Source organism: Flavobacterium fructosi, from assembly GCF_042787335.1.
GTDB classification, from domain to species: Bacteria; Bacteroidota; Bacteroidia; order Flavobacteriales; family Flavobacteriaceae; genus Flavobacterium; species Flavobacterium fructosi.
Genome location: NZ_JBHZQA010000011.1, coordinates 65,570 through 87,869, shown reverse-complemented (window position 1 = coordinate 87,869; position 22,300 = coordinate 65,570). Strand labels below are relative to the sequence as shown.

The following is a 22,300-nucleotide window of genomic DNA, read 5'->3' as shown; positions in this document are numbered from 1 at the left end:
ATTAAAGTGTGTTTATAAATATACGTTAAAAAGTTATTTCCGAAAATTTTTGAGCTTTTGAATTAGCTCAAATTTTCAGAATAACTTTTTAACTTACACACTTTATGAGACGGTACCTTTTATTCATTTCTTAAATAGAAAATAATTTTATTTTACTTAGGTATTGGCATATCAGAATTATAGCAATCACGGAACATTTTCCACTTTCCATCTTCCATTTTCCATACGACTAATGATTTTCCATGGTCTAATGCTTTGCCCGATTTGTCGGTAAATGTCCATTCGTCCTCTGAAACTAATAGATCATTATTTCCCCAAACTTCCTTAGTATTCAAACTAAATTTGGGCATGCCAGATTTCATAAAATTCGAAATAACATGAAGTATGTTATTTCTGCCAACAGTTGCTTTTGTGTTGGGCTGCATAAATTTTGCATCTGTAGTGTAACAATTGGCTGCAGATACGGAGTCACTTTTGTTCATCGCCTCGGTAAAAATAAAGTTTTGCTCTTCAATACCTTTTTTGGCTTCAGCCATATCAAAGCTTTCTTTCTTCTCTTTTTTGGGAGAATTACAGCTTGCTAACATAAATATGCATCCAATGATAGTGATGCAAAAAGACAAGAATCTACGGAAATTTAAATCTTTTTTCATTGCTTTTTTTTTAAATTAAATAATAAAACCTATAATAGTAGTTTATTCAGAATTACGTATTATACTTAAAGTTAGTCATTTATAATTAATTATTCAGATTATTTCTATAAAAAAACAAAACGGAACTCTTAAATTACCTATAAATTGAAGTTGAATATTTTAAGTTTGTTTTTAAAGCGCAAAATGATTTATTAAAATTATTTTCCAAATATTTATTTATCGAGTAGATAGTTCTATTTTTGCACGAACAAGACAACAAACATGTATAAATTAATAATTCGTCCTATACTTTTCTGGTTTGACCCAGAAAAAGTTCATTATTTTACTTTTTCATTGATTCGTTTTTTATCAAAAATCCCTGGGTTTTCATTCCTTTTCAAATCACTTTATGATATTGATGACCCCAGACTGGAAACAGAAGTGTTTGGATTGAAATTCAAAAACCCAGTTGGATTGGCTGCAGGCTTTGATAAAGACGCTAAGTTGTATAAAGAATTGTCCAACTTTGGTTTCGGTTTTATCGAAATAGGAACACTTACTCCTGTGGGTCAGGAAGGAAATTCTAAAAAACGATTGTTCCGTCTTAAAGAAGATAGTGCCATCATTAACCGAATGGGTTTTAATAACGGAGGTGTTCGAAAAGCGGTCGAAAGATTGCAAAAAAATACTGGTGTATTAATTGGAGGAAATATTGGTAAAAACAAACTGACTCCTAACGAAGAAGCAACTTCAGATTACGAAATTTGTTTTGATGCTTTATATGATTATGTAGATTATTTTGTAGTTAATGTGAGTTCGCCAAACACACCAAATCTTCGTGCCTTGCAAGACAAAGAGCCACTGACTCAATTGTTGCAAACACTGCAAAATAAGAATTTGGCTAAGCCAAAACAAAAACCTATTCTGTTAAAAATTGCTCCTGATTTGACCGATGATCAATTGCTGGATATCATAGATATTATTAGAGAAACAAAGATTGCAGGAGTAATTGCTACGAATACAACTATTTCTCGCGAAGGATTACAATCCGAAAATAAATCAGAAATGGGAGGTTTATCCGGAAAACCATTGACAAAACGTTCTACTGAAGTTATTCGTTTTCTATCTCAAAAAAGCAAAAAAGCATTTCCTATTATTGGAGTAGGAGGTATTCATTCTGCTGACGATGCTATAGAAAAACTGGAAGCAGGAGCGTGTTTAGTACAATTATACACTGGTTTTATTTACGAAGGGCCAGCTTTAGTAAAAGCCATAAACAAAGAAATTTTAAAACGCTTACAGCCCCCACGTTACTAAAAGCCCGGTTAGCATGGCGATTATAAAGCTTAGTAAGGTTCCGATAAAGACATATTCAGTAAGTTTTCGGTCTTTTGCTTCTTTCAAATCTCCAAAACAAAAAATTGATTTTGCGGCCAATAAAAAGCCAATCGCTTTAAAGTGATTGGTAATTATGAAACAAAAAACAAATAAGCGCCCTTATATTCCAATGTAATTGCCAGCATTGGATAATGAGTCGTCACTTTTTTTACTTTCGGGTGTCCAAATGGTGATAATGTTCTTTATAAGAATTGAAGTAGGTTTTGTCAGTAGTAGCAGGCCTGTGCTAAATATCCAAAATTGATTGTCGAATCCTGTGAAATCAATAGTCTCGTTTTTATAAACCATTGTAATAAATATGATTACGAGAATTTGCATGGCTTGATCCACGAGGCACCAAATACGTTTTGTTTTCTTTTTCTGAAATCTTAGTTTCAAGTCATCAATTGCTCCGTGTGTTAGTGCCAATAGAACGGCAAACCATATAAAATCTATTTCAGGAATTAAGATCCAATTTAAAACACCATGCAATAGTGTATAAAGATAAAGGAAAATGCTTTTGCGTTTTTTGTCTTCCTTTTTTAGAACCCATGAAAATGACTGCAGTAAAAAATCACCAAGTAAATGAGCAAGTTATGAAAATAATCATATGTTAATGGTTTTAATTTTTTTTCTGAAATAATTATCGAATTCCATCATTAGGTCAAATTGTGCTCGTTTTCGTCTTACGGCAGCTTGATTTATGCCCAGTTTTACACCCATTTCTTCTTGCGATAATCCTTTGTTTTGTATGGCTGTCAAAACAAATTCTGCTGATTGAACCAATTAATTGTCCATAAAAGTCAATCCTAAGCGAAGCACTAGATTGATGTCAGAATCAATGTTAGGATTATCGGAATTGATTGCTAAGGTAGTTTTTTGTTTTTTTAAAGTGCCTAAAAGTTCACCAGAACGAACAAATGCAGTTCCATTACTTTTAGAAATGTTATCTGCTTGATAGGTTTTGTCTCCAATTCCAGTACTCATCCTTGCATCAAGTTTGATACTTTTCAGATAAGCTTTAATTTATAAAGCTACTATTAGCGCTTCCTCTACATTTTTAATTTCCAGTTGAAATTCATCGCCGCGATAAATTTCCCATTCACTTGGATTTTTTCCTTTAGTTTTGAATAGTTTTTTTAAACCGTCAATCCAAATGTAAGAAGGTAGCTTTCTACAATTAACGATGTCTCCTGTGATTATGCTTGTCATATTCAAATGAAATTAAAAAGTTAAGTTCCGTTTAAATTGTAAATATTACCAAATAACGTAATAATAATTGTTATTATAAAATAATGTAATATCGTATTTTTGTACCTATGTGCGTAATATAATCACTTTTCATAAATTTGAAATTCATAATTTATAATTCATAATTGTTTTTTCTATCTTTGGCTTTCTATGGAGCCAATAAAAATTATAGAATGTCCACGCGATGCTATGCAAGGCATAAAGCCATTTATACCTACAGAAAGAAAAGTAGCATACATCCAAGCTTTATTACGTGTAGGATTTGATTCCATAGATTTTGGAAGTTTTGTTTCACCAAAAGCGATTCCGCAAATGCAGGATACTGCCGAAGTCCTTGCACAACTTGATTTATCTCAAACCCGAAGTAAATTATTGGCAATTATTGCGAATACTCAAGGCGCGACATTAGCTGCTGTTCACCCTGAAATACAATATTTAGGTTTTCCTTTTTCGATTTCAGAGAATTTCCAAATGCGAAATACTCATAAAACCATAGCGGAATCATTAATCACTTTACAAGAGATTTTAGAAATTGCGGATAAAAGCAAAAAAGAAGTGGTAGCTTATCTTTCTATGGGATTTGGGAATCCATACGGTGACCCTTGGAACACGGAAATTGTAGGCGAATGGACACAAAAATTATCTGATATGGGGGTGAAAATCCTTTCACTTTCGGACACCGTAGGAAGTTCAACTCCTGATGTGATTGGGTATTTGTTTTCAAATTTAATTCCAAAATATCCTGAAATAGAGTTTGGAGCCCATCTTCATACCACACCGCATAAATGGTTTGAGAAAATTGACGCAGCCTACAAAGCGGGTTGCCGCCGTTATGATGGAGCTATTCAAGGTTTTGGTGGATGCCCAATGGCAACCGATGATTTGACAGGTAATATGCCAACAGAGAAATTACTATCGTATTTTACTTCAAAAAAAGAAAACACTAATCTAAGTCCAATGAGTTTTGAAAGTGCTTATAATGAAGCTTCTAAGTTGTTTGGGGAGTTTCATTAAAGAATACGCTTAATTACGTTAAATATTAACATTTGGTGAGTAAAATAATAAGTAATCAATTGATGCGTTGGTATTAATATAATTGAGATTGATTTTAATAAATTTAAATTATGAAACGAGTGTTTTCCAATAGAATTTTATTGTTATTTATTATATCCTCATTCTCTTTTTCATGTTCAAGTGATTTAGATTTCAACCAAGCTAATGATTTGAAATTAGAACCTATTTTTGTTGCAAATTTAGCCTACTTTGAAATTCCTGAAGTTAAATTTGTGGCAAATGGAATAGAGCAGAATTTAACGGTTGCTTCTCCAACAGTAGATGTGTTTAATGACGCGTTTTTTAAAAAGCATCTGACAAAAGCTGATTTATCTTTTGAAATAGACAATACAATTAATAGAGGGTATACGTTAGATATCATATTGCAGGACAGAAACAATCAGCCACTTTATACGATAAACTTCAATATTCCGGCTTATACTGGTGTAGCGAATTCAATTACAAAAATAGTGACATTTGAAAATGCAAAACTGGATTTATTGAAAAGCACCACTAAAATGACTTATGTTCTAAAAATGCTTGCTGGTCCACCATTAAGCGCAAATAGTGTCGGTAGTTTTAAATTACGCTCAGATGTCATTGCTTATCTAATAATTCAATGAGAAAAATAATCCTGCTTTTTATTCTATTTATGTCGGTTAAAAGTATTTCACAAAACAAACAACTTTTATATAATTTTACGTCAGTACCACAGTCTTTGATGACTAATCCAGGTGCTGATGTTACTTATAAATTCTATTTTGGGATTCCATTATTATCAGGGGTTTCGGCAAATGTAGGTTCCAGCGGTTTCTCTGCGTATGATTTATTTGCAGACAATGGAGTCGATTTTAATGTAAAATTGCATGATGTCGTGTTTTCTACCACAAGAAAAGATAGAGCAGCAATAAACGAACAAATAGAGTTATTCAGCGGAGGATTCAGGATTAAAGGAGGGCAAGATCAATATGATTCTTATGTTTCTTTTGGAATGTATCAGGAATTTGATTTCCTAAGCTACATGCCTAAAGATCTCGCTATCCTGGCTTTAGACGGAAATGAAAGATATCTGGGAAAAGTATTTGATTTGGGTGATTTGAATGTAAAAGCAGAAATGCTGACGGCGCTACATATCGGTTATCACAAAAATATAAATGAGAGGCTGACAGTAGGATTTAGAGGGAAAATTTATTCTAGTATTTTCGATGCCTCTTCAACAAAAAATTCAGGATATATTTACACAATTCCTTCCAATGTTAATAGGTACGAACAAGTTATCTACTCTAATTTGCAACTCAATACGTCAGGTATTGCTAAGTATAACGATAAGAATTATGATGGTGACGTGGCAAAAGACATTAAAAGTAAAGCTTTATTTGGTGGTAATTTAGGCTTAGGTTTTGATGCGGGACTTACGTACTATCCAAAAAAAAATATCCAGTTCACAGCAAGCATTGTTGATGTTGGTTTTATAAAGCATACTAAAGAGGTAGAGAGTTTAACGTACAAAGGATATTATAAGTATGATGGAATAAATCCTAAATTCAATGGAGGAAATACTGGGGGGGATGTATATCAGCAATTTAAAGATGCTATACCTTTAGATACTTTGCACAATAAATATACCACATGGCGACCAGCAAAGTTCAACTCCTCTATTCAATATTCTTTTGAAGAAGAACGCCCTACGGATTGTGATTGTACGGAATATAATCCAGAAACTATCTATAAAAGTGCCGTTGGTGCGCAGTTGTTTGTCATGACAACACCGAGGACTCCTTTGATCGCTTTTACGACCTATTACAGCCGAAAAATTTTCAATGCACTGCAAATGAAAGCTACCTATACAATAGATTCGTATTCCAATAAAAACATAGGATTGGGATTGTCAAGTAATTTTGGACCTGTAAATTTTTACATTCTTGCGGACAACCTTTTAGAATATAGAGATGTTTCAAAAGCCAACAGTTTATCTTTTCAATTGGGTTTAAATATTATTTTTAAGGATAAATTAGCATCTAATTAGCTTGATTTATTGAGCTTTTCTACGTTTGAACCATTTGTATATTTCTATCCAAAGAACCGAAACAAATCCAACTAAAATACTCAAACCAATTTGGCTTCCCGAGACTGTTTCAAATTGGAAAAAATGTGAAAATGCAGGGACAAATAGTAGTAAAGCGGTGATTATGATGGTTAAGGAAATAATCATTAGAACTAAATTATTTTTATAACCTAAAGTGGTAAATATGGAATAATAAAAAGAACGATTAACAAGTGTCAGAAAGATGTTTGACGATATTAATGTTAGAAAAACAGTTGTTCTTGTTACGCTTTCGATACAATTAGTTGCCACACAAAATTGATAAACAAATAAGAGTCCTATAGTGATCATAAGTCCCTGAATGATGCTAATGGTAATTTCTTTCAGATTAAAAAAAGTAGTCGTAAAAGGCCTTGGTTTTAACAGCATCAGATTTCGTTCCATAGGTTCATTTTCATAAATGATGGAACAGGTGGGACCCATTATTATCTCCAGGAAAATAACGTGAACCGGAGAGAAAATATTTGGATAAACCCAACCCAATGCCAGAGGAATAAAGACAATTAGTATTATAGGAATATGTATAGAAATGATATATTGAATCGCTTTTTTTAGATTGATATAGATTTTTCTTCCCATAGCGATGGCATCCGTCATTTTAGAAAAATCATCGTCAATCAGAATTAAATTTGCCGCTTCTTTGGCAATTTCCGTTCCTTTTTTGCCCATAGCAATACCTATATGAGCTGATTTTAATGCTGGACCATCATTAACGCCATCACCAGTCATGGCCACAATTTGATTATTATCTTTTAATGCTTTAATGATTTTAAGTTTGGCCTCGGGAAACATTCTCGTAAAGATGGTGGTTTCCATTGCTTTTTCTTTTAAAGTAGCTTCATCCATTTCCATTAATTGATCTCCATTTAATACTTTTTCGGGATTTCTGAAGTCAACTTGCTTTGCTATAGTAGATGTTGTGACAGCATTATCGCCAGTTACTATTTTCACTACAATTCCTGCGTTATAAAACGTTTCGAAAACGGCTTTAATATTCTCTTTTGGGGGATCATAAAAAGCAACTAAACCCTTGAAATGAAAAGCAAAGTCTTGCTGTTTTTTTGGAAAATTATCCCCTGAAAATTCCGTGAGGCCAACACCTAAAACTCGAAAACCTTTATTTGCCATAGATTCAACAGCTTTACAAACTTGTTCGGTTTCCTCTTGTGATAGATTCGAACATGCAATTAGTGCTTCCGGAGCGCCTTTAGCTGCAATAATTCTTGTTCCTTCTTGGTTCTCAAAAACATGGGTCATCATAGGAGGTTTTCCGTCCAAAGGATATTCGTGGATTAATCTGAAATTGCTTCTCTCATCGGTAATTTTTAATTTAGTGTAGGCTTCGTGCAAAGCAATTTCCATTCCGTCAAAAGGGATAGGTTCACTGGCCCACATTGAAATGCTCAGTAATTCTTGTTCTTCTTTACTTAAATTAGGACTTTCATTCTCGTTTATAATTTCTTTTATTTCATTTAATGAAAAAGTATACCATTGCGCCAGACTCATTTTATTTTGAGTAATAGTTCCAGTTTTATCTGTACAGATTACGGTGGCACTCCCAAGAGTTTCTACCGTTTTAGTTTGTTTTACTATAATCCCCATTTTCATTAAACGCCAGGCACCTAAAGCCATAAAAGTGGTAAAGGCAACCGGAATTTCCTCCGGAATAATGCTCATTGCCAGTGTTAATGCTTTTAAGAGACTGTCTAAAATATTTTTCGAATTGTAATAATTAATGCCCCAGACGATCCCAAAAATGACCAAACCTACAAGAGACATTTTCTTAACAAAATTGCCAATTTGTAATTGTAAAGGTGTTTTTTCTTCAGTAATTGTTTCAATGCTTTTGCCGATTTTACCAATTTTTGTCTCTCCACCAATAGCATTAACTTCACAAATGGCCAGTCCGCTGGCTGCAATAGTTCCACGAAATACCTGATTATTTTCAGACTGTTCATTTTTAAAAACAGCAAGCGATTCGCCTGTAAGTATCGATTCATTGGCTGAAAAATCGTTGGATTGAATAATTGTGGCATCAGCCGGTATAAATGTGCCTTCTTCAATTTGAATGAAATCACCCAACACAATTTCTTCACTGGGAATTTCTAGAATTTCGTTATTGCGAATGACTTTACTTTTGGGCTGGGATAATTTTTTTAGGGATTCAATGGCATTTCTGCTTTTGGATTCCTGATAAAGTGAAATGGTAGAAACTAGTAGAATAGCTACTGTCATAAAAATTCCGTTTCCATAATCTCCAGTAATAAAATAAATTCCTGTCGCCGTCATCAATAACAAAAACATCGGTTCTTTAACCATTTCTATTAAGGAAGTCAGAAAGTTATTTTTGTCCTGATGATCTAAAGAATTAGATCCATTTTTAGCTCTTGATTCTTTTACTTGATCCTCTAAAAGCCCCTTTATTTGTTGTTTGGATTCTGTCATTGCAAAGAAATTAATTAAATTTTTTTAGGTAGCAACAATGAAAGTGTCTAGTGGCAGTGATTACCCTTGATACTGCAATTTAATCATTTATTGTAAAAAGTAGTCGTTTTTTTGCTTAAGATTATCTATATTTGCACGCAATTTAACTACAATTGCAATGATCGCACACAATTCTAAGATTATCGGTGAAGGATTAACTTACGATGATGTACTATTAGTTCCTAATTACTCAGAGGTTCTTCCTCGCGAAGTGAGTATCAAATCAAAATTTTCAAGAAACATAACACTTAATGTTCCAATAGTGTCCGCAGCTATGGATACGGTTACCGAAAGTGCTATGGCAATTGCCATGGCTCAAGAAGGTGGTATTGGTGTCTTGCACAAAAATATGACGATCGAGCAACAAGCTGCTAAGGTGAGAAAAGTAAAAAGAGCCGAATCAGGTATGATAATCGATCCGGTTACTTTGCCTTTGACCTCTACTGTTGCTGATGCCAAAAATGCAATGAAAGAATATGGTATTGGAGGCATTCCGATCGTGGATGAAAACAAAATACTAAAAGGAATTGTCACTAATCGTGATTTACGTTTCGAAAAAAACAATGCAAGACCTATCGTTGAGGTAATGACAAGTGAAAACTTGGTAACAGTTGCCGAAGGAACTTCACTTGAACAAGCTGAAGTTGTTTTGCAAGGTTATAAAATAGAAAAACTTCCGGTAGTAGATGCTGCTAATAAGTTAGTGGGCTTAATTACGTTTAGAGATATTACTAAATTGACCCAAAAACCAAATGCAAATAAAGACAAATACGGACGTTTGCGTGTTGCTGCGGCATTAGGAGTTACTGCAGATGCTGTAGAAAGAGCGACTGCTTTGGTTAATGCTGGAGTGGATGCGGTTATAATCGATACTGCTCACGGACACACAAAAGGAGTTGTGGATGTGCTAAAATTAGTGAAAGCAAAATTTCCTGAATTAGACGTTATTGTTGGCAATATAGCTACTGCTGAAGCTGCCAAATATCTGGTAGAAAATGGTGCTGATGGTGTGAAAGTAGGAATAGGACCAGGTTCTATTTGTACGACTCGTATCGTTGCAGGTGTTGGTTTTCCTCAGTTTTCAGCTGTTCTTGAAGTTGCTGCTGCTATAAAGGGTAGCGGAGTTCCAGTAATTGCTGATGGTGGAATTCGTTATACAGGTGATATCCCTAAAGCTATCGCTGCAGGTGCTGATTGTGTGATGTTAGGTTCTTTGCTAGCGGGGACTATGGAATCTCCTGGAGAAACTATTATTTTCGAAGGAAGAAAATTCAAATCATACCGTGGTATGGGTTCTGTTGAAGCGATGCAAGAAGGATCAAAAGATCGTTATTTCCAAGATGTTGAAGATGACGTTAAGAAATTGGTTCCAGAAGGAATTGTAGGTCGTGTACCTTACAAAGGAGAATTGAATGAAAGCATGCAACAATTCGTTGGTGGTCTTCGTGCTGGAATGGGATATTGTGGATCGAAAGATATTCCGACTTTACAGGAAACAGGTCGTTTTGTTCGCATCACTGCAAGCGGTATCAACGAAAGTCATCCTCATAATGTAACAATTACTAAAGAAGCTCCGAATTACTCGAGATAAAAGAGTCTGAAAAAGACAAAATAAAAAAGTGCAAGATTCATTTCTCGCACTTTTTTTATGTCTAATTATGAACCAAATCAGCTAATAACTTTTTATTTCCAACAATCCAAAGAATATCATCTTTCTCTAATACTATATTTGATTCGGGATTTAAGATTCTTTTTCCCTTTTTTTCGATGCCTACAACCAAACCACTAGTTTTCTCCCGCAATTTGGAGTCCCGAATACTTTTGCCAATATAAGATTCATTTTTTAATTCTATTTGTCGTAATACAATTTCGGCTTCGGTAAGCGTATCGGGAACATCAATTTCATGTTGGTCTAAATATGATTTGAATTCTTTTACCTGCGCATCAGTACCTATAACACATATTTCATCACCTGGAAATAATCGTTCGTTTTTATTGGGAATATTGATCATAATATCGCCTCGCTTAATAAACGCAATATTTATTCCTATTTGTTCCCTAATTTTTAATTCCTCCAATGTCTTTCCTACAATATTGGATTCTGTGGCAATGTCGAAAAAAGTCATGTGTCCATCCCAAGGAGATAAATCGCTTCGGCTTCTTTTGGCTTTTGTTATTTCTCTGGCATTTAGGTTTTTTAAGAAATGATTTTCAATTCGATGATATTGTGCATTTAGTCTTTTTTGGAAAACAAAATAAACGATCAACGCTACAATTAGTGTTATAAAAGCAACAATTGGAGAGAAGAAAATATTTAATAAAAACCCAATAAAAAATATGGTAAGAAGTACTCTTAAGAGCAGCATCATCAGAATTGGCCCTCGATATTTTCTTTCTTCCAGCAAAACAGCGACTTCATTTACTGCAACACGACGTAAAGAAAGTGCCCATAAAAAAGGAGAAAGAACCACCAAAGTAATTAAGGCACCTAAAGTATTACCAAATTGAAAATCAGTAACCAATGGCAAAAGATATTTAGAGGAGAGTAAAATGGCAGCAAATATTATTACCGAGTGAACAATGACTTGAACGAGATAAGCATTAATTACAATCTGCCAATTGCTAACAGATTTAATGGCTTGGGCATTCGCACTGTAACGTTCAATTCTTTTGGTCCATTTTCTAGGCAATTTTTTAGATAAATATTCTGAAAATGGCGTGGACAATTTGATCATAAACGGAGTAGTAAATGTCGTCACCGCCGAAACTGCTACAACTATCGGATACAAAAATGAACTCGTTACATTTAGGGTCATTCCTAATGTCGCAATGATAAAGGAGAATTCTCCAATCTGCGACAAACTCATTCCCGTTTGAACGGATTGTTTTAAGGGTTGTCCAGAAAGTAATGCACCAGCGGTCGAGCTTATTGATTGTCCGAAAATGGTTATAAGAGAAAGAATAAGCACTGGAATTGCGTGCTCATACAAAGTTTGAGGATTGATTAACATTCCAACAGACACAAAGAAAACTGCTCCAAATAAATCTTTAACCGGTTTTACTAAATGCTCTATGTGTTCTGCTTGCGTAGTCTCGGCAATTATAGAACCCATAATAAAGGCGCCAAGGGCAGGTGAAAAACCAACATCGGCAGCCAGAATAACCATCATCAAACATAAGGCAAGCGAAATAATAAGCAACATTTCGTCGGATAGTAAATGCTTCGCTCTTTTAAGTAAGGTTGGAATAAAAAAGATACCGCCAACAAACCAAATCGTTAAGAAAAACACCAGTTTCAAAACTGATTGCAATAATTCGCCTCCTGAAAATTGATTGCTAACGGCAACAGTCGATAATAATACCATCATTAATATGGCAACAATATCCTGAACAATAAGGGAGCCAATTACTATTCCGGCAAAATTTTGAGCCTTAACACCTAATTCCTCAAATGTTTTAAGAATAATTGTTGTAGATGAAATCGAAAGAATAACCCCTAAAAAGACACTGTCCATTTTAGACCAATCCATCCATTGGCCAACAAAATAACCAACTATGACCATTGTAACAATTTGTGTAATCGCGGTTATTGAAGCTGTTCCGCCCACTTTCATCAATTTCTTAAAACTGAATTCCAGTCCAAGACTGAACAATAAAAAGATCACTCCAATCTCTGCCCAAACTTCCACGCTTTTAATATCAGTCACCGATGGGAAAAAATCAAAATGGTTTCCAGCCAAAAAGCCTGCTATCAAATAACCTAAAACTAGAGGCTGTTTGATTTTTTTAAACAACAATACTGCAACGCCTGCAGTCATCAGGATTAATCCTAAATCACTGATCAAGGGTTGTAAATGATGTGTCGTTTCGGCCACTATTGTTGCGGTATCCATAATTTTATTTTTATTTTAGCCATCTGTTGCATCCCGAGGCGTCGGTATCAGTCATGAATTTTTGTTCTATTCCACCTGCAGGAGCTTCCTTTGGTCGCTCTGCATATGCAAGAAAAAATAATTTTTTCCTTCAAGGCTTTTCACTTTTGTCGGGGCTATACAGTCAGAAGTATTTGTATGCTTATAAAATTAATACATTTCATTGTTGTAATAAAATGATATTTTATTTTAAATTGTTTAATTCAGATAAAGTATAAAATGTCATATTATGCTGATTGACATAATTGCAAATCAATTTTAGTGTCGCGATTTTGGTCTGATAATCCGCAGTTATGTTTTGCACTGGTTTGTGCCCAAACAATATCAGAATTTTATGCTTTCGTTTCGCATAATTCAATAATCTCACAAGATACGGAATGCTGAAATTGGGATGATCTGTATCAATACCTATTGCATAAACTACGCTGGAATTATTGTAATAGCAGTTTTGAAAAAAAGGATCTTCCGCGCCATATGTTGTTCCTCTTATAATTTTAAACTTTTTTAGAAGTGCTTTATCAATGTTGATATTTCTAAAACCAAAAGGATAGGCAAATGAGGTTACTTTAAAATTATGAAAATGCATCAATGCAAGCATCGGATTTATTTCCTGTTTAATATAGGCTTCAATTCCATTTTTTGCTACAAATTTAGGAGCGTCAAAATGATGGAAACCATGACCTGCAATTTCATGGCCCTCTTTTTGTAATTGCTTGAGTTCTTTTATTTCAGAATGACTTAAAGTATTTATTTTAGAAACACAAAAAGTAGCTTTCCAGGAATATTTACGCAATATTTTATCAGCCTGATACCATTCATTAATAGTCGCATCATCAAATGAGATTACAACTCCAGGATTAGTCTCTTTAACATTGTTTTTTTGAGAAGGTTTTTTATTTTCACATGAAAATAAAAAAAAAGTACAAAGGAATATGATTTTAAAAATGGTTTTGCTCATATTCCTTTGTACTTTGTCAATGTATTATTTTTAAATCCCCAAGAAATTACTTGGGGTGATTTGCATTAATTCAGCTTTAATTTCATTAGAAACATCTAAGGTTGCGATAAATCCGTGAATTGCATTTTTGTCAATCGCTTCATTGGTTCTGGTCAATCCTTTTAAGGCTTCATAAGGATTAGGATATCCTTCACGACGTAAAATGGTTTGAATTGCTTCAGCAACAACAGCCCAGTTTTTTTCTAAATCTTCGTGAAATTTTGGCTCGTTAAGTAATAATTTATTTAATCCTTTTAAAGTAGCTTCAAAAGCAATTAAAGTATGTCCCATTGGTACACCAATATTTCTTAAAACCGTACTATCTGTTAAATCACGTTGTAATCTTGACAACGGTAATTTAGCTGATAAATGTTCGAAAATCGCATTAGCTATTCCTAAATTCCCTTCTGAATTTTCAAAGTCAATTGGGTTTACTTTATGTGGCATAGCAGAGGAACCTATTTCTCCCGCTTTGATCTTTTGTTTGAAATATTCCATGGAGACATATGTCCAAATATCTCGGTCTAAATCAATGATAATTGTATTTATTCTTTTCAACGCATCAAAAAATGCTGCAAAATGATCGTAATGTTCAATTTGTGTAGTAGGGAAGGAGTGGTGTAAACCAAGGTTTTCCTCCACAAATTTACCTCCAAATTTTCTCCAGTCAATTTGTGGATATGCCACGTGATGGGCATTATAATTTCCTGTTGCGCCGCCAAATTTAGCTGCAAACGGGATATTAAACAACAAACGCATTTGCTCTTCTAAACGTTCTACAAAAACACCAATTTCTTTACCCAAACGAGTAGGAGAAGCCGGTTGTCCGTGTGTACGGGCAAGCATTGGGATATCCTTCCATTCGATACTTAAATCTTTCAATTTTGAAGTTAAAGTAATCAAAGAAGGCATATACACTTTCTCGAAAGCTTCTTTTGTAGAAAGCGGAATAGCTGTATTATTTATGTCTTGAGAAGTCAATCCAAAGTGAATGAACTCTTTATATTGAGATAATCCTAATTTTTCAAAAACGTCTTTGATAAAGTATTCCACTGCTTTTACATCGTGGTTGGTAACTTTCTCCGTTTCTTTGATCCAAAGAGCATCTTCAGTAGAGAAGTTTTTATAAATGGCACGTAAACTTTCGAATAAGTCTGGGCTTACAGTTGTAAGTTGTGGCAAAGGAACTTCGCACAAAGCAATAAAATATTCAATTTCAACCAATACGCGGTATTTGATTAAAGCTTCTTCGGAGAAAAAAGGAGCTAGCGAAATAGTCTTGTTTCTATATCTTCCGTCGATCGGAGAGATAGCATTCAATTCATTTAAAGTAGTCATTGTTGTGTTGTTTGTTCGAAAGGCACAAATATAAACCTTTCGTGACAAAATAGAAAACAAATGGTTTTTAAATAAGTCCCATTAGCTTCTTTTTTAGTGTTTTCATTCCTTCAGAAGCGACTTCCGGAATCACATTCAATTGATTTCGGAGATTTTGGATTTTTATAGGTTTTGGGTCAATATAAAAAATAGGAGTTTCAGGAGCTGTAAAGTCTATTAATCCTGCCGCAGGATATACCTGCAGCGAAGTCCCAATGACGGCAAAATAATCCGCACTTTGAGTAAGTATTAACGCTTCTTCAAGAGCGGGAACTTCCTCTCCAAACCAAACGATATGCGGTCTCAATTGATTTTTATTTTCATCGAAATCGCCAAAATTCAAATCCTCCCGCCAATTTAAAATGTAATCTGGGTTTTTGGTACTTCTTACTTTCAATAATTCGCCGTGTAAATGCAACACATTAGTGCTTCCGGCGCGTTCGTGTAAATCATCTACATTTTGTGTGATAATAAAAACATCGAATTCATTTTCTAATTCAGCCAAAATTATATGCCCCAAATTGGGTTGCACTTCTTTGAGTTGTTTTCGTCTTTGATTGTAAAAATCCAGTACCAAAGCAGGATTTTTATGCCAGCCTTCTGGAGTCGCCACATCATTGACATTATGGCCTTCCCAAAGCCCATCACTATCGCGAAAGGTTTTGATGCCACTTTCGGCACTAATTCCTGCTCCTGTCAAAACCACTAATTTCTTTTTCATTTTATATTAATTTGGGCGTGACCACAAGGGTCGGGCTTTCAGCTTTATCTTTTTGGCTAAAAAGCCAAAAAAGGATACCGCCTCTATCCCTCACGCAAATTCCGCAAGCATTCATAATTCCGCTTTTATGAAACAATCCCAAGAGCAGCAATCAGAATCAACTTTTGAAGGTATAAAGCTAGTCTTTTTTACTATTTTTGCAAAAATAAATATTCTAATGATCGACATTGATTACCTTAATTTTCTCGAAAATATCCTGACTGATAATCGCAAAGAAAAATTTTTGAAAGTATTGGAAAACAGAACCAAACATTTGACGATTGTTGTCGAAGATATTTTTCAAATGCACAATACGAGCGCTGTAATGCGCAGTTGTGAGATTTTTGGAATTCAGGAATTGAACGTTATCGAGCAACGATACGGAAAAAGTATCGACAAGGAAATTGCGATGGGTGCCCAAAAATGGGTTGATATTAATACTTTCGATAGCATTACAAATTGTGTGGATACTTTAAAAAGTCAAGGCTACCAGATTATCGCCACAACGCCACATGAGAATGATTGCTTGATGGAAGATTTTGATATTTCTAAACCCAGTGCCTTATTTTTTGGAACAGAAAGAGATGGTCTATCAGAGGAAATTTTGCAACGCGCCGATGGTTTTCTAAAAATCCCAATGGTGGGTTTTACCGAAAGTTTGAATATTTCGGTTTCGGCGGCAATCATCATTCAAAACCTGACGAATCGATTGCGCAACTCCGAAATTAATTGGCATTTATCTGAAAATGAAATGTTAGAAAAGCGTTTGGCTTGGGCCAAAAATTCAATAAAAGACATCAAGCGAATTGAAGAACGCTATTTTTCTGAAAACGTGAAATAGTTCGTTCAATTAATGGTACGCTAATGTTTTTTATTTTAAAAAATATCATGTAACTTGTACTGTTTTCAAGAAACAAGACACTTTGTCGTATATTTTATTTAACGCATGATTTTAAAAAAAAAACAATGAAAGAATTTAAAAATAGTAACCAAGATATAATAAGTAGTACGTTGACTGTTGCTAACGAAGAAATTAGCGCGCCTATTTTAATTGTAAAAGAGGAGACAGACAATAATGAGGAGTACAGCGCTGGTTATTTACATAGACCCAAGGTTTTATTTTTTGATGTAAATGAAACGTTACTGGATCTTAATCGCATGAAAAAAAGTATTGGCGCAGCGCTGGGAGGTCACCCTGAATTGATGTCCTTGTGGTTTACTACTATGCTTCAGTATTCATTGGTTACAACAGTAGCAAACCAATATCATGATTTCGGAACAATTGGAGCCGCTGCACTTATAATGGTTGCCCACAAAAATGGAATTGACATAACGGATAAACAAGCTAAAGATGCTGTTGCCGCAATTTTAGCATTGCCTGCACATCCAGAAGTGAAAGAAGCACTCTTACTATTAAAAAAAGAAGGTTTTAAATTGGTTGCCTTCACCAACTCATCCAATAAAGCGGTAGAAACGCAACTTAAATATGCGGGAATTCATGATATATTTGACGATGTGTTAAGTATAGAAGATGTAGGTAAATTCAAGCCACACGTAGATACTTATAATTGGGCTGCTAGAAAAATGAGATTAAAACCGAATGAATGTATGTTGATAGCGGCACATGGTTGGGATGTTGCCGGTGCAAATTGGGCAGGTTGGCAAACGGCTTTTGTCAGCCGTCCTGGACAGCAATTGTTTCCTCTTGCAAATTTGCCTGAAATTAATGAAGAGAATATTTTATTAGTTGCTCAAAAGCTAATTTTAATATAATCCCTGAAATTCGAATCATTAAAAAATTAACGAGCCGATCGCGGAATTTAAATATTGAATGGCATTTATTCGAGAATGAAATTTTGATGAAAAGATTGGCTTGAGTCAAAAATTTCATAAAGGATATCAAAAAGAATCAAAGAACGGTATTTTGAAGAGAATCCAAAGTAGATTGGCCAGGGGTATGAATTGCAAAATCAAAATATTGTTATAAAAACCAAGTTAGGAAATGTCTTTCAATTTTATCTTATGTCCTTTTCTAGCTGGTCTGGATTTTGTCTTGTGTCAAAAACGGTAATGATCTCAATCACTTTTTTGTCAAAGTTTACTCAATTCATTCAGCCATACCGTACCTACCTGATGAACATTTGGAGCTTTTTCGCCTTTTGGGAAAATAAAAGTTTCTTGCGCTATAGATTTATTTACAATTAAAATAAAAAACTGAATTAAAAGGGATGCTGCTTTTTTCATACTTTTTATAAGACTAACTTTTTTACGAAGTTCCAAAAAATAGTAATTCAATATTTCATTAGCAACAAATCGCTAAAGTAAAAATTGATGGCATGAGCACATTTCTTTAAAATAAATTCTATTGACTTTACAGGCACAGTTTGCGAAACTGCGCTAACGATTATGGCATATATATGCGGTCAGGGAAACAAACCTTCGTGTATACACCCAAATATGGGTAGATTGGCGAAGGTTTGTTTCGGTTAGTCTCTTTTCAAAAATATAAAAATTTTATTACAAATTATCAATGAGATTTTAAATTATTCCCATAAAAAAAGCGTTCCTTTTCAGGAACGCTTTCAGTATAGTAAATCAAAAAATTATTTTTTATCCATCCATTTTCTGGCATTGACAAAAGCTTCATGCCAAGGCGAAACTTCATCGTCTCGGTCTTTTGGGTAATGTGCCCAGTTCCATTGGAAAGTAGAACGCTCGATATGTGGCATCATCACCAAGTGACGTCCTGTTTTATCACAAAGCATCGCAACATCAAAATGAGAGCCGTTTGGATTAGCAGGATAGCCTTCATAGGCATATTTAGAAACAATATTATAATTTTCTTCGCCCATTGGTAAGTTGAATTTTCCTTCTCCGTGCGAAACCCAAACGCCTAACGTAGCACCAGCCAAACTGGATAACATCACTGAATTATTTTCCTGAACCGTAACCGAAGTAAAAATACTTTCATGTTTTTGACTTTCGTTATGCAACATTTTTCCGTGTACTTCATGCTCCGGATTGATCACTTCGAGTTCCATAAACAGTTGGCAACCGTTACAAATTCCCACTGACAACGTATCTTCACGTTTGAAGAAATTGTCTAAAGCCGTTTTTGCTTTTTCGTTGTATAAAAATGCTCCTGCCCAACCTTTGGCTGAACCCAATACATCCGAATTCGAGAATCCTCCCACAGCACCAATAAACTGAATGTCTTCTAGTGTTTCACGCCCCGAAATCAAATCGGTCATGTGAACATCTTTGACATCAAAACCAGCCAAGTACATCGCATTTGCCATTTCACGTTCTGAATTACTTCCTTTTTCACGGATAATAGCCGCTTTTGGTCGTGGTTGAGAAGCGTCGATTACGGGTTTTTTTCCTGTAAAATGGGCAGGAAAAGTATACTGTAATGCTTGGTTTTTATAATTGTCGAAACGCTGTTGTGCTGTTCCGTTTTTCGATTGTTTTTGGTCTAGTAAAAACGAAGTTTTAAACCAAATGTCTCTGTATTTTGGTATGTCTAATTTGCAAGGACCAAAGTCTAAAGTCGCTTCATTAGTTACCGTTCCTAATTTGTAGAAACTAACCCCGTTTTTATTTAATTTACTTTCTAAAGTTCTATCGTTTTTCGCTTGAAAAACGATTCCAATATTTTCTGCAAAAAGGTATTTAATGATGTCTTTTTCGTCAAAAACAGAGAAATCTATTTTTGCTCCCAAATTCACATCAGCAAAACACATTTCCAATAAAGTCGTGATCAAACCACCGCTTCCAATATCGTGTCCTGCAAGAATGTTGTCTTCCAAGATTAATTCCTGAATGGTATTAAATGCTTTTTTGAAGAAAGCCGCGTCTTTTATCGTTGGCGTTTCTGTTCCAATTCGGTTCAGAATCTGTGCAAACGAGGAGCCTCCTAATTTATATTCGTCTTGTGACAAATTGATATAATAAATCGAACCACTGCCGACACCTTGGGATCTTTGCAAAACAGGTTCCACTACTTTTCTGATGTCAATACAATTTCCACCTGCCGAAATAATTACCGTTCCTGGCGCAATCACTTCGTCATTCGGGTATTTTTGCTTCATAGAAAGTGAATCTTTTCCAGTGGGAATATTGATTCCCAATTCAATTGCAAAATTAGAACAACCTTCAACAGCAGCATACAAACGAGCGTCTTCACCTTCATTTTTACACGCCCACATCCAGTTGGCCGAAAGGGAAATTCCTTTCAATCCGTCTTTTATTGGTGCCCAAATAATATTCGATAAAGATTCGGCAATCGCATTTCTGCTTCCGGCCACGGGATCAATCAAAGCCGAAATAGGAGCGTGGCCTATTGAAGTCGCAATTCCTTCTTTTCCTAAATAATCCAAAGCCATCACACCACAATTGTTCAATGGCAATTGCAAAGGTCCCGCACATTGCTGTTTGGCCACTTTTCCACCCACACAACGATCGACTTTATTAGTCAACCAGTCTTTACAGGCAACCGATTCTAATTGAAGTACTTGCTCTAAATAAGTAGCAATGTTTTTTGTAGTATATTCTAAACCGGCATAGTTGTATTCGATCGTTTTATCGGTCATCACTACTTTTGGAGAGCTTCCAAAAAAGTCTTCTAAAGCAAAATCCATTGGTTTAGCACCAGTAGTTTTTGATTCGAAAGTAAAACGGTGATCTCCCGTCACTTCTCCCACCTGATACATTGGTGAACGTTCCCGATCAGCAATTTTTTGCAGTAAGTCAATATTTTCTTTTCCAATAACTAATCCCATTCTTTCCTGAGATTCATTACCGATGATTTCTTTTGCAGAAAGCGTAGGATCCCCCACAGGCAATTTGTCTAAATCGATCAAACCTCCTGTTTCTTCCACTAATTCCGAAAGACAGTTTAAGTGTCCTCCAGCACCGTGATCGTGAATGGAAACAATTGGATTATTGTCACTTTCTACTAAACCACGAATGGCATTGGCCGCACGTTTTTGCATTTCCGGGTTCGAACGTTGTATCGCGTTCAATTCAATTCCGGAACCAAAAGCTCCAGTGTCTGCTGAAGAAACCGCAGCACCACCCATCCCGATTCTATAATTTTCACCACCCAAAATAACGATTTTATCGCCTTCTTGTGGTTTTTGTTTTATCGCTTGGTCTAATTTTCCATATCCAATTCCACCGGCTTGCATGATTACTTTATCGTAACCTAATTTTCTAGCGTTTGCTGAGCCTGTCGAAGCATTTTCTTGGTGTTCAAAAGTAAGAACAGAGCCTGTAATCAAAGGTTGTCCAAATTTGTTTCCAAAATCAGAAGCTCCATTAGAGGCTTTGATCAAAATATCCATTGGGGTTTGATACAGCCATTTTCTTTCTGAAACCGAGTTTTCCCAAGGTCTATTTTCTTCTAAACGAGAATACGAAGTCATGTAAACTGCCGTTCCTGCTAATGGCAATGAACCTTGTCCACCAGCCAAACGGTCGCGAATTTCTCCTCCTGAACCTGTTGCAGCTCCGTTGAAAGGCTCTACGGTTGTTGGGAAATTGTGTGTTTCTGCTTTTAATGAAATAACCGAATCAAAATCTTTTGTTTCGTAGAAATCTGGTTTGTCAGCGCTTTTTGGAGCAAACTGCTGAACTCTTGGTCCTTTTACAAAAGCCACATTGTCCTTGTAAGCCGAAACAATATCGTTAGGATTTTCTTGAGACGTTTTCTTAATCATTTTGAATAGAGAAGACTCTTTCTCTTCGCCGTCAATTATAAATTTTCCGTTGAAAATCTTATGACGACAGTGTTCTGAATTGGCTTGCGAGAAACCAAAAATTTCAGAATCCGTAAGTTTTCGTCCTAATTTGATGGCTAAATTATCTAGATATTCTACTTCATCAGGACTTAAAGACAATCCTTCTTTTTTATTGTAAGCTGCAATATCATCGATATCCAAAATAGCTTCCGGAAGTACGTTGATAGTAAAAATATCTTGGTTTAGCTCGTTGTATTTCTGCGAAAGCATTGGATCAAAATCAGAGAAATCAACAGTGGCTTTGTAAAATTCTTCGATTCGAATGATTCCCGCAATCCCCATGTTTTGGGTGATTTCAACAGCATTCGTGCTCCAAGGCGTTACCATAGCGGCACGAGGACCAACAAAAAAATCCGTGAGTACGGATTTTTCTATTTTATTTGAGTCGGCAAAAAGCCAATTTAATTTTGAAATGTCTTGAGCTGAAATTTCGTTTTGCGTCTGTACGGCAAAAACAGTTTTGCTTTGGTTTTCAAAGAAATGGATCATTGTTGTATAGTTTGTTGTAGTGCGGTGCAAATTTAGTCAATTA

General features: G+C 35.1%; 17 protein-coding genes and 1 pseudogene. 7 read left to right on the top strand and 11 right to left on the bottom strand.

Translation table 11 applies throughout. The annotated features are described in order from the left end of the window. Window positions 1-152 precede the first annotated feature (152 nt). On the bottom strand, window positions 153-653 hold the full coding sequence (locus ACFX5D_RS14600; RefSeq protein WP_379858943.1) for a YybH family protein: 501 nt from the start codon (window positions 651-653) through the stop codon (window positions 153-155). 261 nt (window positions 654-914) lie between these two features. Between ACFX5D_RS14600 and ACFX5D_RS14595 the strand changes: the two genes are divergently transcribed. After that, window positions 915-1,949, top strand: coding sequence for a quinone-dependent dihydroorotate dehydrogenase (locus ACFX5D_RS14595; RefSeq protein WP_379858942.1), 1,035 nt, complete (start codon window positions 915-917; stop codon window positions 1,947-1,949). A gap of 180 nt (window positions 1,950-2,129) precedes the next feature. Here ACFX5D_RS14595 and ACFX5D_RS14590 read toward each other — a convergent pair. The 3 genes and pseudogenes from ACFX5D_RS14590 to ACFX5D_RS14580 form a co-directional block, all read right to left on the bottom strand. Further along, a pseudogene (locus ACFX5D_RS14590) lies at window positions 2,130-2,591 on the bottom strand (DUF3307 domain-containing protein); the annotation flags it as partial. Window positions 2,592-2,795: 204 nt separating this feature from the next. Then, window positions 2,796-2,996, bottom strand: a complete 201-nt coding sequence (locus tag ACFX5D_RS14585; protein ID WP_379858941.1) for a hypothetical protein — start codon at window positions 2,994-2,996, stop codon at window positions 2,796-2,798. 39 nt (window positions 2,997-3,035) lie between these two features. After that, on the bottom strand, window positions 3,036-3,221 hold the full coding sequence (locus tag ACFX5D_RS14580) for a hypothetical protein (RefSeq protein WP_379858940.1): 186 nt from the start codon (window positions 3,219-3,221) through the stop codon (window positions 3,036-3,038). Window positions 3,222-3,410: 189 nt separating this feature from the next. Here ACFX5D_RS14580 and ACFX5D_RS14575 point away from each other — a divergent pair, with 189 nt between their 5' ends. From ACFX5D_RS14575 to ACFX5D_RS14565, 3 genes are all read left to right on the top strand, one after another. Further along, on the top strand, window positions 3,411-4,274 hold the full coding sequence (locus ACFX5D_RS14575; protein ID WP_379858939.1) for a hydroxymethylglutaryl-CoA lyase: 864 nt from the start codon (window positions 3,411-3,413) through the stop codon (window positions 4,272-4,274). Between the two features lie 110 nt (window positions 4,275-4,384). Next, complete coding sequence (locus ACFX5D_RS14570) at window positions 4,385-4,936, top strand: hypothetical protein (RefSeq protein ID WP_379858938.1); 552 nt, start codon at window positions 4,385-4,387, stop codon at window positions 4,934-4,936. Then, window positions 4,933-6,339 (top strand): DUF5723 family protein, encoded by a 1,407-nt coding sequence (locus ACFX5D_RS14565; RefSeq protein ID WP_379858937.1) that lies wholly within the window; start codon window positions 4,933-4,935, stop codon window positions 6,337-6,339. The genes ACFX5D_RS14570 and ACFX5D_RS14565 overlap by 4 nt, the downstream gene beginning before the upstream one ends. 6 nt (window positions 6,340-6,345) lie before the next feature. On the opposite strand, the gene ACFX5D_RS14560 is transcribed toward ACFX5D_RS14565, so the two are convergent. Beyond that, window positions 6,346-8,862, bottom strand: a complete 2,517-nt coding sequence (locus ACFX5D_RS14560) for a cation-translocating P-type ATPase (RefSeq protein ID WP_379858936.1) — start codon at window positions 8,860-8,862, stop codon at window positions 6,346-6,348. A gap of 157 nt (window positions 8,863-9,019) precedes the next feature. Here ACFX5D_RS14560 and guaB point away from each other — a divergent pair, with 157 nt between their 5' ends. After that, window positions 9,020-10,492, top strand: a complete 1,473-nt coding sequence (gene guaB / locus ACFX5D_RS14555; RefSeq protein ID WP_379858935.1) for an IMP dehydrogenase — start codon at window positions 9,020-9,022, stop codon at window positions 10,490-10,492. Window positions 10,493-10,553: 61 nt separating this feature from the next. Here the strand turns inward: guaB and ACFX5D_RS14550 are convergent, their stop codons facing one another. The 4 genes from ACFX5D_RS14550 to ACFX5D_RS14535 all read right to left on the bottom strand — a co-directional run bounded on the left by ACFX5D_RS14550 (window position 10,554) and on the right by ACFX5D_RS14535 (window position 15,928). Next, window positions 10,554-12,794, bottom strand: a complete 2,241-nt coding sequence (locus ACFX5D_RS14550; RefSeq protein WP_379858934.1) for a cation:proton antiporter domain-containing protein — start codon at window positions 12,792-12,794, stop codon at window positions 10,554-10,556. A gap of 223 nt (window positions 12,795-13,017) precedes the next feature. Then, entirely contained in the window at window positions 13,018-13,791 is a 774-nt protein-coding gene (locus tag ACFX5D_RS14545) for a polysaccharide deacetylase family protein (protein ID WP_379858933.1), read from the bottom strand. 30 nt (window positions 13,792-13,821) lie between these two features. Continuing rightward, window positions 13,822-15,168, bottom strand: a complete 1,347-nt coding sequence (purB, locus tag ACFX5D_RS14540; protein ID WP_379858932.1) for an adenylosuccinate lyase — start codon at window positions 15,166-15,168, stop codon at window positions 13,822-13,824. Window positions 15,169-15,235: 67 nt separating this feature from the next. Then, window positions 15,236-15,928 (bottom strand): SIR2 family NAD-dependent protein deacylase, encoded by a 693-nt coding sequence (locus ACFX5D_RS14535; protein WP_379858931.1) that lies wholly within the window; start codon window positions 15,926-15,928, stop codon window positions 15,236-15,238. 217 nt (window positions 15,929-16,145) lie between these two features. On the opposite strand from ACFX5D_RS14535, the gene ACFX5D_RS14530 reads away from it, so the two are divergent. Continuing rightward, on the top strand, window positions 16,146-16,808 hold the full coding sequence (locus ACFX5D_RS14530; RefSeq protein ID WP_379858944.1) for a TrmH family RNA methyltransferase: 663 nt from the start codon (window positions 16,146-16,148) through the stop codon (window positions 16,806-16,808). 125 nt (window positions 16,809-16,933) lie between these two features. Next, window positions 16,934-17,740 (top strand): haloacid dehalogenase type II, encoded by an 807-nt coding sequence (locus ACFX5D_RS14525; RefSeq protein WP_379858930.1) that lies wholly within the window; start codon window positions 16,934-16,936, stop codon window positions 17,738-17,740. Window positions 17,741-18,058: 318 nt separating this feature from the next. On the opposite strand, the gene ACFX5D_RS14520 is transcribed toward ACFX5D_RS14525, so the two are convergent. Together ACFX5D_RS14520 and purL are read right to left on the bottom strand one after the other, a co-directional pair. Continuing rightward, on the bottom strand, window positions 18,059-18,211 hold the full coding sequence (locus tag ACFX5D_RS14520; protein ID WP_379858929.1) for a hypothetical protein: 153 nt from the start codon (window positions 18,209-18,211) through the stop codon (window positions 18,059-18,061). A 359-nt stretch (window positions 18,212-18,570) separates the two neighbouring features. Next, entirely contained in the window at window positions 18,571-22,257 is a 3,687-nt protein-coding gene (gene purL, locus ACFX5D_RS14515; RefSeq protein ID WP_379858928.1) for a phosphoribosylformylglycinamidine synthase, read from the bottom strand. Window positions 22,258-22,300: the final 43 nt, after the last annotated feature.

Excerpts from the sequence above, each read along its gene's own strand:
- ACFX5D_RS14580 (WP_379858940.1), bottom strand. The coding sequence starts at position 3,221 with ATGACAAGCATAATCACAGGAGACATCGTTAATTGTAGAAAGCTACCT.
- purL (WP_379858928.1), bottom strand. The coding sequence starts at position 22,257 with ATGATCCATTTCTTTGAAAACCAAAGCAAAACTGTTTTTGCCGTACAG.
- ACFX5D_RS14545 (WP_379858933.1), bottom strand. The coding sequence starts at position 13,791 with ATGAGCAAAACCATTTTTAAAATCATATTCCTTTGTACTTTTTTTTTA.
- ACFX5D_RS14560 (WP_379858936.1), bottom strand. The coding sequence starts at position 8,862 with ATGACAGAATCCAAACAACAAATAAAGGGGCTTTTAGAGGATCAAGTA.
- ACFX5D_RS14595 (WP_379858942.1), top strand. The coding sequence starts at position 915 with ATGTATAAATTAATAATTCGTCCTATACTTTTCTGGTTTGACCCAGAA.
- ACFX5D_RS14585 (WP_379858941.1), bottom strand. The coding sequence starts at position 2,996 with ATGAGTACTGGAATTGGAGACAAAACCTATCAAGCAGATAACATTTCT.
- guaB (WP_379858935.1), top strand. The coding sequence starts at position 9,020 with ATGATCGCACACAATTCTAAGATTATCGGTGAAGGATTAACTTACGAT.
- ACFX5D_RS14570 (WP_379858938.1), top strand. The coding sequence starts at position 4,385 with ATGAAACGAGTGTTTTCCAATAGAATTTTATTGTTATTTATTATATCC.
- ACFX5D_RS14575 (WP_379858939.1), top strand. The coding sequence starts at position 3,411 with ATGGAGCCAATAAAAATTATAGAATGTCCACGCGATGCTATGCAAGGC.
- ACFX5D_RS14565 (WP_379858937.1), top strand. The coding sequence starts at position 4,933 with ATGAGAAAAATAATCCTGCTTTTTATTCTATTTATGTCGGTTAAAAGT.
- ACFX5D_RS14535 (WP_379858931.1), bottom strand. The coding sequence starts at position 15,928 with ATGAAAAAGAAATTAGTGGTTTTGACAGGAGCAGGAATTAGTGCCGAA.
- ACFX5D_RS14530 (WP_379858944.1), top strand. The coding sequence starts at position 16,146 with ATGATCGACATTGATTACCTTAATTTTCTCGAAAATATCCTGACTGAT.
- ACFX5D_RS14550 (WP_379858934.1), bottom strand. The coding sequence starts at position 12,794 with ATGGATACCGCAACAATAGTGGCCGAAACGACACATCATTTACAACCC.
- ACFX5D_RS14525 (WP_379858930.1), top strand. The coding sequence starts at position 16,934 with ATGAAAGAATTTAAAAATAGTAACCAAGATATAATAAGTAGTACGTTG.
- purB (WP_379858932.1), bottom strand. The coding sequence starts at position 15,168 with ATGACTACTTTAAATGAATTGAATGCTATCTCTCCGATCGACGGAAGA.
- ACFX5D_RS14520 (WP_379858929.1), bottom strand. The coding sequence starts at position 18,211 with ATGAAAAAAGCAGCATCCCTTTTAATTCAGTTTTTTATTTTAATTGTA.
- ACFX5D_RS14600 (WP_379858943.1), bottom strand. The coding sequence starts at position 653 with ATGAAAAAAGATTTAAATTTCCGTAGATTCTTGTCTTTTTGCATCACT.